Annotated in this window: 14 protein-coding genes; 11 read left to right on the top strand and 3 right to left on the bottom strand. The window is 43.2% G+C overall.

Annotated elements, in window-relative coordinates:
• Positions 1-15 precede the first annotated feature (15 nt).
• Positions 16-861, bottom strand: a complete 846-nt coding sequence (locus ACYH0L_RS17630) for an AraC family transcriptional regulator (RefSeq protein ID WP_099728029.1) — start codon at positions 859-861, stop codon at positions 16-18.
• Positions 862-1,043: 182 nt separating this feature from the next.
• On the opposite strand from ACYH0L_RS17630, the gene ACYH0L_RS17625 reads away from it, so the two are divergent.
• The 8 genes from ACYH0L_RS17625 to qoxD all read left to right on the top strand — a co-directional run bounded on the left by ACYH0L_RS17625 (position 1,044) and on the right by qoxD (position 10,315).
• The gene (locus tag ACYH0L_RS17625) at positions 1,044-2,222 is read left to right on the top strand and encodes a galactokinase (protein ID WP_437124978.1); all 1,179 of its coding nucleotides are present in this window, start codon (positions 1,044-1,046) and stop codon (positions 2,220-2,222) included.
• Positions 2,222-3,214, top strand: coding sequence for a UDP-glucose 4-epimerase GalE (galE, locus tag ACYH0L_RS17620; RefSeq protein WP_482354186.1), 993 nt, complete (start codon positions 2,222-2,224; stop codon positions 3,212-3,214). The genes ACYH0L_RS17625 and galE overlap by 1 nt, the downstream gene beginning before the upstream one ends.
• Before the next feature lie 35 nt (positions 3,215-3,249).
• The gene (galT, locus tag ACYH0L_RS17615; protein ID WP_482354185.1) at positions 3,250-4,770 is read left to right on the top strand and encodes a UDP-glucose--hexose-1-phosphate uridylyltransferase; all 1,521 of its coding nucleotides are present in this window, start codon (positions 3,250-3,252) and stop codon (positions 4,768-4,770) included.
• Positions 4,771-4,774: 4 nt separating this feature from the next.
• Positions 4,775-5,857, top strand: coding sequence for a M24 family metallopeptidase (locus ACYH0L_RS17610; RefSeq protein WP_099728025.1), 1,083 nt, complete (start codon positions 4,775-4,777; stop codon positions 5,855-5,857).
• A 516-nt stretch (positions 5,858-6,373) separates the two neighbouring features.
• Positions 6,374-7,330: a cytochrome aa3 quinol oxidase subunit II gene (gene qoxA, locus ACYH0L_RS17605; protein ID WP_099728052.1), complete on the top strand. Its 957-nt coding sequence runs from the start codon at positions 6,374-6,376 to the stop codon at positions 7,328-7,330.
• Between the two features lie 27 nt (positions 7,331-7,357).
• Positions 7,358-9,316, top strand: a complete 1,959-nt coding sequence (gene qoxB, locus ACYH0L_RS17600) for a cytochrome aa3 quinol oxidase subunit I (protein WP_034321971.1) — start codon at positions 7,358-7,360, stop codon at positions 9,314-9,316.
• Positions 9,316-9,933, top strand: coding sequence for a cytochrome aa3 quinol oxidase subunit III (qoxC, locus tag ACYH0L_RS17595; RefSeq protein ID WP_099682291.1), 618 nt, complete (start codon positions 9,316-9,318; stop codon positions 9,931-9,933). The genes qoxB and qoxC overlap by 1 nt, the downstream gene beginning before the upstream one ends.
• 1 nt (position 9,934) lies before the next feature.
• Positions 9,935-10,315 (top strand): cytochrome aa3 quinol oxidase subunit IV, encoded by a 381-nt coding sequence (qoxD, locus tag ACYH0L_RS17590; RefSeq protein WP_099728024.1) that lies wholly within the window; start codon positions 9,935-9,937, stop codon positions 10,313-10,315.
• Positions 10,316-10,392: 77 nt separating this feature from the next.
• Here qoxD and ACYH0L_RS17585 read toward each other — a convergent pair whose 3' ends face one another.
• Positions 10,393-10,656 carry a spore morphogenesis/germination protein YwcE gene (locus ACYH0L_RS17585; RefSeq protein WP_034321979.1) on the bottom strand — a complete coding sequence of 88 codons (264 nt, stop codon included), beginning with the start codon at positions 10,654-10,656 and terminating at the stop codon, positions 10,393-10,395.
• Between the two features lie 477 nt (positions 10,657-11,133).
• Here ACYH0L_RS17585 and ACYH0L_RS17580 point away from each other — a divergent pair, with 477 nt between their 5' ends.
• The 3 genes from ACYH0L_RS17580 (at position 11,134) to ACYH0L_RS17570 (ending at position 14,264) form a co-directional block, all read left to right on the top strand.
• A complete protein-coding gene (locus ACYH0L_RS17580) occupies positions 11,134-12,345 on the top strand; it encodes an FtsW/RodA/SpoVE family cell cycle protein (protein WP_099728023.1) in 1,212 nt (403 codons plus the stop codon).
• A gap of 110 nt (positions 12,346-12,455) precedes the next feature.
• Positions 12,456-13,205: an oxygen-insensitive NADPH nitroreductase gene (gene nfsA, locus ACYH0L_RS17575; protein WP_367307873.1), complete on the top strand. Its 750-nt coding sequence runs from the start codon at positions 12,456-12,458 to the stop codon at positions 13,203-13,205.
• A gap of 54 nt (positions 13,206-13,259) precedes the next feature.
• Complete coding sequence (locus ACYH0L_RS17570; RefSeq protein WP_249704851.1) at positions 13,260-14,264, top strand: LLM class flavin-dependent oxidoreductase; 1,005 nt, start codon at positions 13,260-13,262, stop codon at positions 14,262-14,264.
• Between the two features lie 318 nt (positions 14,265-14,582).
• On the opposite strand, the gene ACYH0L_RS17565 is transcribed toward ACYH0L_RS17570, so the two are convergent.
• Positions 14,583-17,009, bottom strand: coding sequence for a S8 family peptidase (locus ACYH0L_RS17565; protein WP_327925431.1), 2,427 nt, complete (start codon positions 17,007-17,009; stop codon positions 14,583-14,585).
• Positions 17,010-17,213: the final 204 nt, after the last annotated feature.

Below are 17,213 nucleotides of genomic sequence, written 5' to 3'. Positions count from 1 at the left end.
AGCGGCTGCTTTTTATTATGCATCGCTTGTTTCCCGCAATTGCTTTGGAGACATGCCGATTTTTTTTCGAAAGACTTTATTCAAGTAATTCGCATTTCGGTAGCCGCACTGTATGGCGATTTCTTCAATCGAATATTTCGTTGTTTTCAGTAACGTTTCCGCCTTTTCTAATCGAATATTGGTTAAGTAGTGAATCGGTGTGAAGCCAGTTGCCTTTTTGAATTCCCTCGTAAAATGACTTTTGGATAAACGTGCCGCAGCTGCCATATCGTCTGGGCCAATTTCCTCGTGAAAATGATGGCTTGCAAACAAGGCTGCTTGGACGATGGGCTCAGGCCATTTCTCCATTTGTCCCTCAAGCTTTGGCAAATATGAATACAGTTCCATGACAAATTGATAAGCAAGGCTAGACCCCTCAAATGGATTGGTAATCCGTCTTTCACTGGCTTCATCATAAATTTTCTTTAGCAGGCGGATCGGTTTTGAATTTGGATGAAAACGCATGACCTGCTTTCCTTCATCCATAAATTGATCAAAGCAAAGATCACAGGCTTCCCCGTAAAGCGTCAAATATAGAAATTCCCAATGCTCACTGTCCTCTGGAAAATAATATTGATAGGCACTTGGGCTTTTCACGAGAAAGGCCTGCCCCGGCAATACTTTGAATCGCTTCTGTCCGATTTCGATCATGCCATGTCCAGACAGTGTGAGCTGAAAGATGCACTTGCCCTGATCCTTCCGCTCTACGCCATTCCAGCTGTATAACGAAGATGATTGAACTTCCCAGCCAACAGACCATATTTGCGCTGGCAATGTAACATCAGAATGGTGAAAACGAAATGCAAATGCTTCCTTCTTCAAATTGGAAATCCCCCTTCACAGCAAAAAACAACCTTTTTCTATTTTGAATCATGGTACACCTCATATCACATCGTACCATTCCACAGCAAAAAAAGGGTATTTTTTAACGGTTTTTTTACCATTGAACTTCCGCTGTCGAGGCAACTAAAATAAGATTATCAGAAGAGAAAAGGGGAATGGATATGATCGATAGGTTACGCGCAGCATTTCACCAGCAATTTGGAGATAAAGAAGAACTTCGTTATTTTTTCGCCCCAGGGAGGGTGAATCTGATTGGTGAACATACCGATTACAATGGAGGTCATGTCTTCCCTTGCGCGCTCACTCTCGGTACGTATGCTGCCGGTGCAAAACGGTCAGATGGACGCGTCAGAATGTATTCCTTAAACTTTGAAGAAGATGGTGTGAAAGAATTCGACCTTTTTGAAATTGCTTACGCAGAATCGGACGGCTGGGCGAACTACCCAAAGGGAGTGTTCAATCAGTTTATAGAAGCAGGTATGGATATCAAAGAAGGCTTTGATATCGTGTACGGCGGCAATATTCCAAATGGTGCAGGGCTGTCCTCATCTGCCTCCATTGAGCTCGTCACAGCTGTCTTGATCAATGAATGGTCTTCATTCGGCACATCACATGTTGATCTTGCCCTTCTTTCGCAGCGTGCAGAAAATGACTTCATTGGCGTCAATTGCGGCATTATGGATCAGTTTTCGATTGCCCTCGGAAAAGAAGATCATGCCATTTTACTCAATTGTGACACCCTTGCCTTTGAATACAGTCCGTTTCGGCAAGAGGGGCTGGTGCTTGTGATTGCGAATACAAACAAACAGCGGACACTGGCAGACTCCAAATACAATGAACGCCGGTCAGAGTGTCAATCTGCTTTAAACGACCTTAGAAAAGAAATGGACATTGCGCATTTATGTGAGCTCACTGCGGGAGAATTTGCCCAGCATGCCCACTTGATTCAAGATGACACGTGCCGCCAACGTGCAAGACATGTGGTGACGGAAAACGAGCGGACCATGAAAGCAGTAAATTTTCTGAAAGATGATAAAATGGAAGAACTAGGTGCTCTCATGAAGGCTTCTCATCTTTCTTTAAAGAATGATTATGAAGTGACTGGACTTGAACTAGATGCACTTGCTGAAGCTGCTTGGCTTCATCCTGGGACGATAGGCTCTCGTATGACAGGAGCAGGTTTTGGCGGCTGCACGATCAGCATTGTGAAAGAAGAGCTGCTGGACTCATTTATAGAAGAAACAGGTGCGGTGTATCAAGAAAAAACGGGCATTCAAGCCTCCTTTTACACAGCTGGAATTGGAGGCGGCGCAAGAGAATTAACGAAGGAGGAAGATTGATGACAATTTTAGTTTGTGGAGGAGCAGGTTTCATTGGCAGTCATGCGGTAGCGGCTCTTTTAGCTAAAGGCGAACAAGTGGTGGTAGTTGATAATTTGCAGACAGGTCATAAAGAAGCTGTTGTAGAGGGAGCTGTATTAGAAGAGGGAGATTTAAGAGATCAAGCTTTTTTAAGACGGGTTTTTCAAACGCATCAAATTGAAGCGGTGATGCACTTTGCAGCAGATTCACTTGTTGGTGAGAGTGTGACGGACCCGCTCAAGTACTATGACAACAACGTCGGAGGGGCAACGACTTTACTTCAGGTGATGAATGAATTTGATGTGAAGCACATCGTATTTTCTTCAACCGCTGCCGCGTACGGTGAACCAAAGCGTGTGCCGATTGTTGAAACGGATGAGACCAACCCGACGAATCCTTATGGAGAAACGAAACTAGCGATTGAAAAAATGTTGAAGTGGTGTGAGCAAGCATATGGCCTGGAATACGTTGTGCTTCGCTATTTTAATGTAGCCGGTGCTCATACAGAAGGGCTTGTCGGTGAAGATCATCAGCCTGAGACACATCTGATTCCGATTATTCTTCAAGTTGCTTTAGGAAAACGGGATCAGATCATGATTTACGGTGATGATTATGAGACAGAGGACGGCACGTGTATCAGAGATTACATTCATGTCATGGATTTAGTTGAGGCGCACATCTTAGCCGTTGATCGTCTGCGTGCAGGAAAGGGAAGTGCGACATACAACTTAGGAAATGGCACAGGCTTCTCTGTGAAGCAGGTCGTAGAAGCCGTAAGGGAAGTAACGGGGCATGCCATCCCGGCACAGGTGGCCAAAAGACGTGCGGGAGATCCCGCAAAGCTGATTGCTTCTTCTGAAAAGGCACTGCAAGAATTGGGCTGGAAGCCTCAATATGCAGATCTTCACACCATCATTCAAAGTGCGTGGGATTGGTTTCAGAAACACCCAGAAGGCTACCAAAGTGAATAAAGCATAACAGGCAGGCAAGAGAGGGGGCAGAGGGAATGATGATAGATATTTTTGAAAAGCTGGAACAGCTGATTCAATATGGGATCAATAAAGAGCTGATTACACCACTAGATATCGGTTATACGAGAAATCGACTGCTTGAGGTGCTTGAGCTCGATGACGCTGAAGCAAGGACGGTCTCAGCTGGAAACGACATTGAAGACATCTTAATGCCGATACTGGAGTGGGCAGTAGAAACAGGCCTTATTCCTGAGGGGACGGATACGTATCGTGATTTACTAGATGCAAAAATCATGGGCTGCTTGGTGGCGCCTCCAAGTGTTATCTATGCGAAGTTTGAAGAGAAACGCAAGCATGAAGGACCAAGGGCTGCCACAAGCTGGTTCTATGAGATGCAGCAGCATGCACATTATATTCATACAGGCAGAATCGCCAAAAATGTTCAGTGGTTTACAACAACAGATGACGGTGTGCTGGAAATCACTATTAATCTATCGAAACCGGAAAAGGATCCAAAAGCGATCGCTGAAGCCAAGAAGCTCAGTCAAAAGCAATATCCTCTTTGTCTGCTTTGTAAAGAAAACGTTGGGTTTGGGGGGCGGATCAATCATCCAGCGAGACAGAACCACCGGATTATCCCTGTCACGCTCACAGACGAATCGTGGTTTCTGCAATTTTCACCTTATGTGTATTACAACGAGCATTGTATTGTGTTCAAGGGCGAGCACGAGCCGATGAACATCACAAAAAAGACCTTTGAACGTCTGCTTTCCTTCATATCTATATACCCGCACTATTTCATTGGATCGAACGCCGACCTTCCTATTGTTGGAGGCAGTATATTAAGCCATGACCATTTTCAAGGCGGTGCTCATGAATTTCCGATGGCGAAAGCAGAGATGGAAGACGTCTTTTCACTCAAAGTGTTTCCAAATGTGAGGGCTGGCATTGTAAAATGGCCGATGTCTGTGATTCGGCTTCAAAGTAACGACCGGCAAACGCTCGCCGGCGCAGCGGACTTTATCTTAAACGAGTGGAAAATGTATTCAGATGAAGAAGTGGGGCTGATCGCTCATACAGGAGAGACTCCGCACAATACCATTACACCGATCGCACGCCGTCATGGGGATGACTATGAATTAGATCTAGTGCTGCGTAATAACCGTACAGATGAACAGCACCCAGACGGGATCTTCCACCCGCACGAAGAGGTCCATCATATTAAAAAAGAGAACATCGGGTTAATTGAAGTGATGGGTCTTGCCGTCCTTCCTGGCAGATTAGCTGAGGAATTAAGCCAGTTAAAGGCGGCGCTGCTGTCCAAAAAACCACTTGAAGAAATCAAAGCCCGCCCTGCAATCATGAAGCACGAAGCATGGGCGAAGCGCCTGCTTGAAGAGAACACCTTCACAGAGGACAATACAGAAGCTGTTTTACAAAAAGAAATCGGCTATATTTTCTCTCGTATTCTCGCGCAGGCAGGTGTGTTTAAAAGAACCGAGCAAGGGAAAACAGCTTTTAAACGTTTCATTCAAACACTCCATACAGGCAGGTGATTAGATGATTGAACAGGTAAGAACCTTAATGGAAGAAAAACAACTCGACGGTGTCCTGATTCGAAAGAGAAATAACTTCTCCTGGCTCACAGGAGGAAGAAGGAATCACATTGTGTTAAACACGCCAGAGGGCGTGTGTCAGCTGCTCGTGTTGAAAGACGACATTGTCCTGATTGTGAATCAAATGGAAGAAAAGCGGATCATTGAAGAAGAAATGGCGTATTTCGACCATCCCTTTCAAGTGGTCACAATGGATTGGTATGAGGATGATGCCCCCTACATTCACACACTCACAAAAGGCAAACGAATAGGGGCAGACATTCAATTGGAAGGGTTTGAGTGGATCGAGCCAGATTTGTCGCACGTTCGATCGATCCTTTCGGCATCACAGCTTAGTCAATATGAAACCCTTTGCCATGAAACAGCTGTTATTGTAGAGAGTGTCTGTAAAGAAATCGTTCCAGGGCAAACGGAGCATGAAATCGCTTCGCTTGTCGCCCAAAAAGCGATTGCGCAAGGCATGACGATTGAAGTGCTGCTCGTGGCAACAGATGACCGTATCCATCAATACCGTCATCCGATTCCAACAGAAAAGGCGCTTCAAAAGCATGCACTTGTTGTGCTTTGTGCTGAACGGCACGGACTCGTGGCCAATGTGACAAGATCCGTTTACTTTGGTCAGCTTCCGAAGGAGCTTGAAGAGAACAAGGAACGGCTTGCGCGAATTGACACGGTCATGAATGCGGCTACCCGTCCCGGAAAAACCATTGGAAATGTACTGAAGGCAGGAATTGCTCAGTACGAAAAAGAAGGATTTTCAGATAGTTGGAAAAAACTTCACCAAGGGGGAAAGACGGGCTTTGAATCTAGAGAAATCATTGCCGTTCCCTCATCGAAGGAGGAGGTTCAGCTTTATCAAGTGTATACATGGAACCCTTCATTGCCTGGACTGAAATCAGAGGATACGATGGTAGTAGAAAAAGAGAAGAATCGCTTTTTAACCTATACGGGCAAGTGGACGTACATTGACATCGAGCATGAAGGGGACATCTATAGACGACCTGACATCTTGGTAAGAGATGAATAAATGCAGGATGCCGGCGATGAGCCGGTTTTTTGCTGGAAGTCTTTAGTGAGATTCCACTTATTCATCAGCATTACCAATTGTTACAGCGCACAGGCTGAAGATCGATCCTTTCTTTTCTTGTGAACTTGCGTTAAAATGAGTAAGGTTTTTGTTAAATGTGGGGATGCCTATCTCGAAATTGTTTACCTAGATAAAATTTCATTAAGTTAAATTGAAATTTGACCAAACTTTTTTATTGTGGTAAACCTAAATTTGACAAATTTCTAGATTGTATGTCCTTTGCCTTCAACTCTCAACTTTTCAAATTCCTAGAAATTTAGTGTGTGTGCAATAATATAAATTTATGTCGAATTTATGACATTTTAATAGAAATCTGTTGAAAAATAAATGAACTTTTGAAAAAAGGGAAGCTAACTTCTACAGATTTTGATAGCATTACAAAGGGAAGAAAAGTTTTCGAAGGCAGATGGCTTTTCACAATTATTCAGCAATTTATACATTATCTAAGGAAGGATGGTGATCTTCTTGTTCAGAGCCATTAAACCTATGCTTTTATTAGCGATGCTCGTGAGTGTTTTTGTATTAGGAGGTTGCAGCAATATCGCTGTTTTAGATCCTAAAGGACCTGTCGCAGCACAACAAAAAGACTTAATCCTTTTATCTATCGGATTCATGCTCTTTATCGTTGGCGCGGTATTTGTACTGTTTACCATCATTTTGGTTAAATACCGTGAGCGTAAGGACGTTGGAAACGCCTCTTACAACCCAGAAATACACGGGAATACGCTTCTAGAAGTTGTCTGGACAGTGATCCCAATATTAATCGTTGCTGCCCTTTCAGTTCCAACTGTCAAAACAATTTACTCTTTGGAAGAGGCACCTCAAGCAACAAGCCATAAAGATCCACTTGTCATTTATGCTACAGCAGTTGATTGGAAATGGATCTTTAGTTATCCAGAGGAAAATATTGAAACAGTGAACTACTTAAACATTCCAAAAGATCAGCCGATTTTATTCAAAATCACTTCCGCTGATACAATGGCATCACTATGGATTCCTCAGCTAGGCGGGGAGAAGTATGCGATGGCTGGAATGGAAATGGAACAGTATCTTCAAGCTGATGAAGTAGGCACATACGAAGGAAGAAACGCCAACTTCACAGGTGAGGGCTTTGCTCAGCAAAAATTCAAAGTCAATGCGATGATGCAGTCTGACTATGATAAATGGGTAAACAAAACGAAAAAAGAAGCACCAAAGTTAACGAAGAAAACGTATGACATCCTGATGCTTCCTGATGCAGCAGATGTGCAGACATTCTCATCAACACATTTATCTTTTGCGAAGCATGGGGAGGACTCTGAATATGCACTCCAAGCACGCAAACGTTTAGGTTATCAATCAGTTTCTCCGCATTCCAAAACAGATCCTTTCGAGAATGTGAAGAACTATAAAAGAAAACTAGATAGTGAATAAACTGACTAAGGAAAGGAGGAGGCCGTTATGCATTTAAAATGGGATGAGTTTTTTGTAACTGGAGACCCATTAATTCTTGGTGCGCAAATTTCTATCGCTCTTACTTCCATTGCCATCGTTTTTGTTTTAACATACTTCAAAAAGTGGAAATGGCTCTGGAAAGAATGGTTAACATCAGTTGATCATAAAAAGCTAGGGATCATGTATATCCTTGCTGCTGTGATTATGTTCTTCCGCGGTGGGGTAGACGGACTGATGATGCGCGCACAGCTGGCGCTTCCTAATAATACGTTTTTAGATTCCAACCACTATAATGAAATTTTCACAACACATGGTACGATCATGATTCTATTCATGGCGATGCCATTTTTAATTGGTTTAATCAACGTCGTTGTTCCTCTTCAAATTGGTGCACGTGACGTTGCATTCCCGTATTTGAACAACCTTAGCTTCTGGACATTCATGGTCGGAGCAATGCTGTTCAACATTTCCTTCGTTATTGGAGGATCACCAAGTGCAGGCTGGACGAGTTACATGCCGCTCGCCGGAAATGATTTCTCACCAGGACCTGGACAAAACTACTACTTGCTCGGGCTCCAAATTGCAGGTATTGGTACACTGATGACAGGTATTAACTTCATGGTGACCATCTTAAAAATGCGTACAAAAGGTATGACACTTATGCGTATGCCAATGTTTACATGGACAACATTGATTACGTCTGTCATCATCGTTTTCGCTTTCCCTGTATTAACAGTTGCTTTAGCACTTATGACATTTGATCGTTTATTCGGTTCTGCATTCTTTACACTCGAAGCAGGCGGTATGCCAATGCTTTGGGCGAACCTTTTCTGGATTTGGGGACATCCTGAGGTATATATCGTGATCCTGCCGGCTTTCGGTATTTTCTCAGAAATCTTTGCGACGTTCTCAAGAAAGCAGTTGTTTGGTTACAAAGCGATGGTTGTATCGATTGTGGCAATCTCTGTTCTGAGCTTCCTTGTGTGGGTTCACCACTTCTTTACAATGGGGAACAGTGCAGCGGTTAACTCATTCTTCTCGATTACAACAATGGCGATTTCTGTACCAACAGGTGTTAAAATCTTTAACTGGCTCTTTACGATGTATCGCGGCCGTATCAGCTTTACATCACCAATGCTTTGGGCACTTGGTTTCATCCCGAACTTCGTGATCGGTGGTGTAACTGGGGTTATGCTTGCGATGGCAGCTGCGGATTACCAGTACCATAATACGTACTTCCTTGTATCCCACTTCCACTATGTATTAATCGCAGGTACTGTATTTGCTTGTTTCGCTGGTCTCGTTTTCTGGTATCCAAAAATGTTTGGCTACAAGTTAAACGAAAGAATCGGCAAATGGTTCTTCTGGGTATTCATGATCGGATTCAATATCTGTTTCTTCCCGCAGTACTTCTTAGGACTGCAAGGAATGCCAAGACGTATTTATACGTATGGACCAGAAGATGGCTGGACTGCACTAAACTTTATTTCAACAATTGGTGCATTCATGATGGGTATCGGATTCATCATCCTTTGCTATAACATTTACTACAGCTGGAGACACGCAAAACGTGAAGTGTCTGGAGACAGCTGGGGAGAAGGACGTACACTTGACTGGGCGACATCTTCTGCAATTCCGCCGCATTATAACTTTGCAGCACTTCCAGAAGTGACAACACCAGATGCATTCCATCATTGGAAGAAAAACAATGTGGACGTTCATCCAGAAAAAGAGTTCAAGAAAATTCACATGCCGCACAATTCAGGCAGACCACTGATCATGTCTGCATTCTTCGGACTTGGTGCATTCGGTCTTGTATTTGAATGGTACTGGATTGGCGTTATCGGCTTAATCGGTGTATTCGCAACAATGATTTTACGTTCATTTGAATATGACGATGGCTACTACATTCCTGTTGAAGAAGTGATTGAAACAGAGAAAAAGAATAAGGAGGCGCAGAAGTAATGGGACATAATGATAGCAGCTATGCAAATGCACCGCTTGAATATCAGTCTGAAACCGGACGTTTAAACATCCTTGGTTTCTGGATATTCCTTGGCGCGGAAATCGTGTTATTCTCAACACTTTTTGCGACCTACTTTGTTCTTCATGGCAGAACAGCTGGCGGCGTTTTACCAGCTGAGCTATTTGATATGAAGCTTGTATTGATCATGACATTCCTGCTATTAGTGAGCTCATTTACATGTGGGATTGCCGTTCATGAAATGCGCCGTGGAAGTACAAAAGGGGTTGTCATTTGGACAATTCTTACACTACTTCTAGGTGCAGGCTTCGTTGGCTTTGAGATTTATGAGTTCTTCCATTATGTACACGAGGGTGCCAGCATCCATACAAGTGCGTATTGGTCTGCATTCTTCGTTCTTTTAGGAACTCACGGACTACACGTATCAATCGGTATCTTCTGGATTACCGGGGTCTTGTTCCAAATTAAAAAACGTGGTTTAACTCCACAAACAGCAGCGAAGATCTTTATTTCAAGTCTGTATTGGCATTTCCTTGATGTTGTATGGATTTTCATCTTCACAGCTGTGTACTTGATCGGATTAGGGGGGCTTTTGTGATATGGCTGGAAAAACTCATTCCTCAGCAGAGCACGATCACTTCCCTTGGAAACACGTAGTTGGTTTCATCCTATCCATCGTGCTAACAATCTTAGCATTCTGGATTGCCATTGGAGCTGAAATTGGCAGTGCCGCAAAACTATGGATTATCTTTGGTTTTGCATTCATTCAAGCATTCTTGCAGCTGTTCATGTTCATGCATATGACAGAGAGCGAGAACGGGACTGTTCAAGTCGGAAATACACTGTTTGGTCTATTCTGTGCGATTATCTTCGTCATCGGATCTGTTTGGATCTTCGCGGCTCACTACAGCCACGGAGAGAACAGCAAAGACGGATATTCACCGTCTGCGCCAAAGCAGTCTGAGCATTCAGATCAATAATAAAAAACCACTCATCTTTGATAGATGAGTGGTTTTTATGATGATTGCGATAGCGCTTCCAATTGGTGGTGCGAGATCTATCTGCTGCTGAATCTTTTGCGAATGAATGGAAGTCCATAGATGAGGAACGCTGCAATGTGAGCCAGAATTACGTTAATGGCAAAGAATGCGATCATGAAGGTATGTCCTGTTGGAGATAAACTGCTTGTCATGTAAAGACCGAAGAAAATCCACATAATCAAAATAGGTGGAATTGAAGCTAATGCGATTTTTCTGTTTTCTAGCCATAAAAACAGGGGTGTAGCCGTTGCAATACAGAGGTACGCAAAGAACATATCCATCGTATCCAACTCCTTTGTTAGTTGATGTTCAAATCAAATGAGAGGTCAGGATGCAATTGTGTCTGTTTTTAGGAGATATTGTGAACATTTTGTTACAAGTATTATACCACAATTGACTTTGAAGTAAACTCAATAAATGGGAAATGGGCCTTATTCCGTAGAAAATGGTTTTTTCCTCATTCCTCAGTACATCTTTATGCTGGCTTGATGTTTGCTTGTCATATCGCCACATAGGTCATTGAATTTTCCCCTTAACATCTGTAAAATAATCTTTTTAAAGGACTTGTGATGGGTTGAAATGAAAGAGTGGAAAGGAATTTTTTCCTATTGTTAGGATGAAAAGTATTTCATTTTTAGAAAATTGATTGGAACCTTTTGGACGTATCTTCCGTCATATTTAAAGTGAGTTGCTTTTGTGAAAATTTCAATCTAATATAAATAAGGGCTTTTATGTTTTGTAATAAGGGTGGTTAGTTCATGAACAAGCAGAATACATCTCCTTACTATCAGGGAGATTTGATTTTTATATTTTTAGCCTTCTTTGCCATCAGTGTCATCGCTATTTATGCTGCGGGTCAATTTGGGCAGTATGGATCTAATGCATGGACCAGACAGATCATTTACTACATGGTCGGGGTGATATGTATTGTGGCCATTAATTACTTTGACCTCGAGCAATTAGAAAAGCTGAGCTTATATATTTTTATAGGCGGCATTATGCTGTTAATTCTATTGAAAGTTGCTCCGGCGCAAATTGCAGGTCATGATTTTGCTCCAATTAAAAATGGTGCAAAAAGCTGGTTTGTGTTGCCGGGAGTTGGAACATTTCAGCCTTCAGAGTTCATGAAGATTGGTTTGATTATGATGCTTGCTTCTGTTATTGGGAAGGCAACCCCTAGAGGAAAGCGGACATTAGAGGATGATGTTTTTCTTCTATTAAAAATTGCCGGGGTGGCTGCTGTACCAGTTGGACTCATCTTTATGCAGGACGCGGGTACGGCTGCTGTCTGTATGTTTATTGTCGTCGTGATGGTGTTTTTATCTGGGGTCAATTGGAAATTGATCTCTCTTATCGGTTCAGTGGTTGTGCTATTAGTTGCCGCTGTGTTAGCCGTGATTATTCTCTTCCCTGATTTTGCGCAAAAAATTGGAATTCAGCAGTATCAAATCAACCGGATTACCGCTTGGCTGCCCGATAGTTCTACTTCAGCTAACCAGGCGCAGACACAGGATGCATCTGGGTCTGATAAATATCAAGTGGATCAAGCCATCATGGCCATTGGTGCAGGTCAAATTTTTGGGAATGGCATTAAGAATTTAAAAGTCTATGTCCCAGAAGCACAAACAGATATGATTTTCTCGATTATAGGAGAAGCCTTTGGCTTTGTCGGCTGTGCATTTGTTGTGATCATGTTCTTCTTCCTGATCTACCGGCTTGTCGTACTGATCGACCGTATCCATCCTTATAGCCGATTTGCGTCATTTTTCTGTGTGGGATATACAGCACTCATTGTGATCCATACGTTCCAGAACATTGGGATGAACATAGGCGTGATGCCTGTAACTGGAATTCCGCTCTTATTTATCAGCTTCGGGGGAAGCTCTGTTTTATCTGTTCTCATTGGATTCGGGATCGCATATAACGCAAGTGTTCAATTAACGAAATATCAAAGTTATTTATTTAAATAAAATGGGTAAAGGGCAGTCTAAGCATAGGCTGTCTTTTTTGTGCGAGTTCTAATTTTTGAAAAGCAATATGTCTTTGTCTTATGATAGAAGGAGTGAAGGAGGTCTACGAATTGAATAAAACGATAGAAACCATATTAAATCATCGATCCATCCGTTCGTTTACAGACGAGCGTTTGACAAAGGAAGAGGTGCTGACGCTTGTCAAAAGCGCACAGGCTGCTTCAACATCAAGCTATGTGCAGGCATATAGCATCATTGGTGTAACGGATCAGGAGAAGAAGGCGAGGCTTGCTGAACTGGCTGGGAATCAGCCATACGTTGAGAGGAATGGGCATTTCTTTGTCTTCTGTGCAGATTTGAAGCGTCACGATTACATTGCTCAAAAAGCAGGTAAGAACCATCAGGAGGCGCTTGAAAATACGGAAGCCTTCCTCATTAGTGTGATTGATGCGGCATTGGCTGCGCAAAATGTCAGTGTAGCCGCAGAATCAATGGGACTTGGGATCTGCTATATCGGTGGACTGCGTAATCAGCTGAAAGAAGTCTCTGAATTACTTGAAACACCTTCCTATGTGCTGCCATTATTTGGTCTAGTTGTCGGACATCCAGCCAATCAATCTTCACAAAAGGAACGGCTGCCAGTTGAACTGATTTATCATGAAAACTCATATCAGCAAGATGAAGCCCATGTGGATCGTTATTTAAAAGAATACGATGATCGTATTTCAGCATATTATGAAGAACGAACAAACGGCGATAGAAAAGATACTTGGTCTGAGCAGATGCTTCGGGGCTTTAGCAAGCCAAAGCGTGCCTTCCTTGGAGATTTTGTGAAAGAGAAGGGCTTTAATCGAAAATAAATAATGACATCCCCCTTTCGATTGAGAGAGGGGGATTTCTGTAAGAGGTGCAGCATCATGAGATTAAGTATACTGGATCAATCTCCTTTGATTGGAGATGCAACGCCTGCTGAAGCGCTGAGACAAACCGTTGAGCTGGCAAAGCAGGCAGAAAAGTGGGGCTATCACCGTTTTTGGGTATCAGAGCATCACTTTTCAAATCGGCTTGCAGGATCGAGTCCAGAGGTGCTTCTCGGCCATTTATCAGCCGTTACGTTGAACATACGTATTGGCTCAGGAGGCGTCATGCTTCCCCACTACAGTGCCTATAAAGTAGCAGAGAACTTCAGGGTTCTCGAAGCCTTAGCTCCTGGCAGAATTGATCTTGGGATTGGACGTGCTCCTGGTGGCATGCCGATTTCCTCCATTGCACTTCATCATGGTGAGCGAAAGCGTCTAGGTGATCAGTATCCTGAGCAGGTAGAAGAATTGAAGGTCTATTTACATGATCTAGCGGATGAATTCTACCCGCTGCCTCACCTGACCGCTTCTCCGAAGGTAGAAACCGCACCAGAGGTATGGATGCTTGGTTCATCTGGAGAGAGTGCAAGGCTTGCAGCGAAAGCAGGTGCTGGCTACACGTTTGCTCTTTTTATTAATGGTGAAGGCGGAGAAGACTCTGTGGAGCAATATATCAACCGGTTTGAACCTTCAGCATTCGGTGATGAGCCGCGCGTCAATCTTGCGGTCTTCGTTTTATGTGCAGAAACAGAGGAGCAGGCAGAGAAGCTGGCTGTCAGCCTAGATTTATCCTTACTAGCCAATGAACAGGGTCAGAATCTTGGGGGATTTCCTTCATATGAAGATGCACAGGCTTATTCCTACAGTCCATATGAACAAAAACGAGTGGCTGCCAATCGGAAGAGGATGGTGGTTGGGACGCCATCTTCTGTGAAACAGCAGCTTACAGCACTAGCAAAGGCTTATCATACAAATGAATTGATCGCTGTGACCATCACACATCATATGCAAGATCGGCTCACATCGTATCGTTTATTAAAGGAAGCATTTGATGCATAATATGAATATTTACCGTCCACGCAGCCAGTAAAAGGGGAAAAGGAGCATCATGATGAAAATAAAGGCGGCTGTCACCAGCAAACTGAGCGGATAGATACAGGAGACATAGACAGTCAGCTCGCATGCTTGATGAAAAGGACGAGGCTGTTTCGCGTGTAAAAAGGTCAAAAAACAAACCAAGATGATCGTAAGAAAAAAAGCAGTCAAAAAAGAAACGATCCATAGCAATATCAACATTAGTCTCTTTTTCCTCCATATATGATCGAAAAGCCTTGATGAGCTGATCCGCTCATGCAAGGCTTTTCTTGTGATTCACATTTATTCGGGGTAAATGTCGAAAGGTTCTTTCGTTTGAACGGTATCTGATTTGCCTTTCAGACTCGCATACGCAAGCATTGTATATTCACCTGCTTCCAGCTTTTGGCCTTGATTGATCGTGCCATTCCACTTCACGCGGTGCTCCCCTTTATCAACATGTTGATAAACACCTGCTTCACCTAAATACTCTCCATCTGTCGAGTAGACGAGGAATGCGAGGTTTTCAGCACCACCAGGAAGATAGCTGCTAATGACATAGCTTCCAGCACGGTTATCCGGCTCAACTGAAACCGAAGTGACGCGCGGGTAATCAGGTTCTTTCACAATCAATAAAGTAGGAATTTCAGTGACCTTTCTGCCATTTTCACGGATTGTGATACTGCCTTGGTACGTTCCTTTTTTGGTTTTTGCATACTTCACTTGTACCGCAGAAGTAAATGATCCAGTGGAATTCCCTTTGACAGTGATTTTTTTCGTTCCGTTTGTACTAATGCCGCTACCATCGAATTTGTAATCAATGGTATAGGTTTTCGGTGCTTTTGAAAGGTTTTCTACCTTGAATTTTTTCGTTTTGATTTGAACGCCCTTTTCTTTTAAGAAAGTGCCGTAAGAATAGCTGGCATCAGAAACGATAGAAGACGCTTGGAGTGATTCGATGATTCGAACGCTGCCTGTTCCCTGTGTGTTGTGAGGGAATGGGCTGCCATTTGCGTCAAACAGTTTTTCCGCTGTATTCATGAGCAATGCTTTGATTTGTTCAGTAGAGTACGATGGTTTCGCTTGCTTAATGATCGCTGCAACCCCTGCCACATGTGGAGATGCCATGCTTGTTCCTTGCTTAGAGCCATATCCGTAAGGCTGTGAAGGATCATGTGTTGGGATCGTACTCACAATGCTGACGCCAGGCGCTGATAGGTCAGGCTTAATCATCCACGTATCCACAACAGGTCCGCGAGATGAGAAATCAGCTACTTGCTCACTAAGTTCTTTGACAAATTGAATGGAGAAAGTCGTTGTATGGTTTCCAGCCTCAATGGCTTTGACAAGCGCTGTTCCTTCAGCTTTTGAAAGCTTAATCGTAGGAAGAGCGAGACCTGGTACATCTACTGGAATTTCTCCATCGGTATTGTTATACATCACAACGCCGATTGCACCAGCGGCTTTTGCATTGTCCACTTTATCAACAAAGGCAATGGCTCCGCGTTCAATCACCGCAACCTTTCCTTTGACATCGATGTTTTCAAATGCTTTTTCGTCACCGATACCTGCTGGGACGAGTGTGACTTGTTTTTGGTCAAGTGCTTTTAAATCACTTTCTTGATAATAGCCCATGATTTTTGCCGTAGAATAGTTCGGGAATTTCACATTGTAAAGGCTGTACGGAAGCTGAGTTGCTCCGACAGAAATGGCATCTCTTGACGTACCAGGAGAACCGACTGTCCAGCTATTCGGACCGCTGTTTCCATTTGATGTGACAGCGACAACGCCTTCAGACATGGCCCAATCGAGTGCGATGCTCGTTGCGTAATCAGGGTTATTGACACTGTTTCCAAGAGATAGGTTCATGACATCTGCTCCGTCAGTGACAGCACGGTCAATGCCTGCAAGGACGTTCTCAGTTGTCCCGGATCCACCTGGTCCAAGTACACGGTACGCAAGAAGCGTGGCATCTTTTGCGACACCTTTGATTTGTCCATTCGCCGCAATCGTTCCTGCGACGTGTGTGCCGTGATCTGTGGATTCGCCTCTAGGGTCTCCTTTAGGCGTCTCTTGCGGAGAATAATCATGATCAACAAAATCATAGCCTTTGTATAAACCGAAGTTTCCTTTTAAATCAGGGTGGGTATAGTCTACGCCAGTATCAATGACAGCGACTTTTACCCCTTTTCCAGAATAGCCGGCATCCCATGCTTTTGGTGCCCCGATAAATGGAGCGCTTTTATCCATAAGCGGGGAGACATCCTCATTGGGTAGCTGGACGCTTTCCTTTTTCACTTCATCTGTTTTATATGTAACATCCGGATAAACGGCTTTTACTCCGTCAACTGCGAGCAGCTTCGGGACTTCGTTAGCAGGAAGTTTCATAGAGAAACCAGAAAAGACTTTTTCATATTCTTGACGAACACTCGCTTTATCTACCTCTTTGAGTGCTGCCTTCTTTACTTTTGTTCGAGATTTTTTGAGGGAGGCTTTCGTTTGTGCTTCGCCTTCTTGCTTGGCTTCAACTAAGGATTTTTCCTTTAATTCAACAATGACAGTGGTTTGTTTTCTTGAATTGACATTGATTTCGCCGAAGATTTCTGCTTTTTCCAGTTCCATCTGTTTATTAGATGGGGCGGCAGCAGCCTGTTGACCTGAAAAGAATGTGGATAAAATAAAAATAGTGGAGAACAATAGAACAGAAGAACGAGAGATTCCTTTTTTCAATTAATTTTCCCCTTTCTAGCTGTGTATTTAGGGAGATAGCCTTTCTTTTTGTGGATAAATAGGAAAGATTCACTGCCCGTTATTAAGTATTCAATACGATGAAAACAATTCCTTTACTAAAATGGTCTTATTTTACATAGTTATAAAGAACTATTTTGTTTATAAAGTCGCACTTATACACAATTGTCTGTTGATAACTCAAAT

This window comes from Bacillus sp. MC1252 (genome assembly GCF_056838025.1).
Note: the sequence above shows the minus strand (reverse complement) of the source record. Positions and strands in the feature narration are given on the sequence as shown.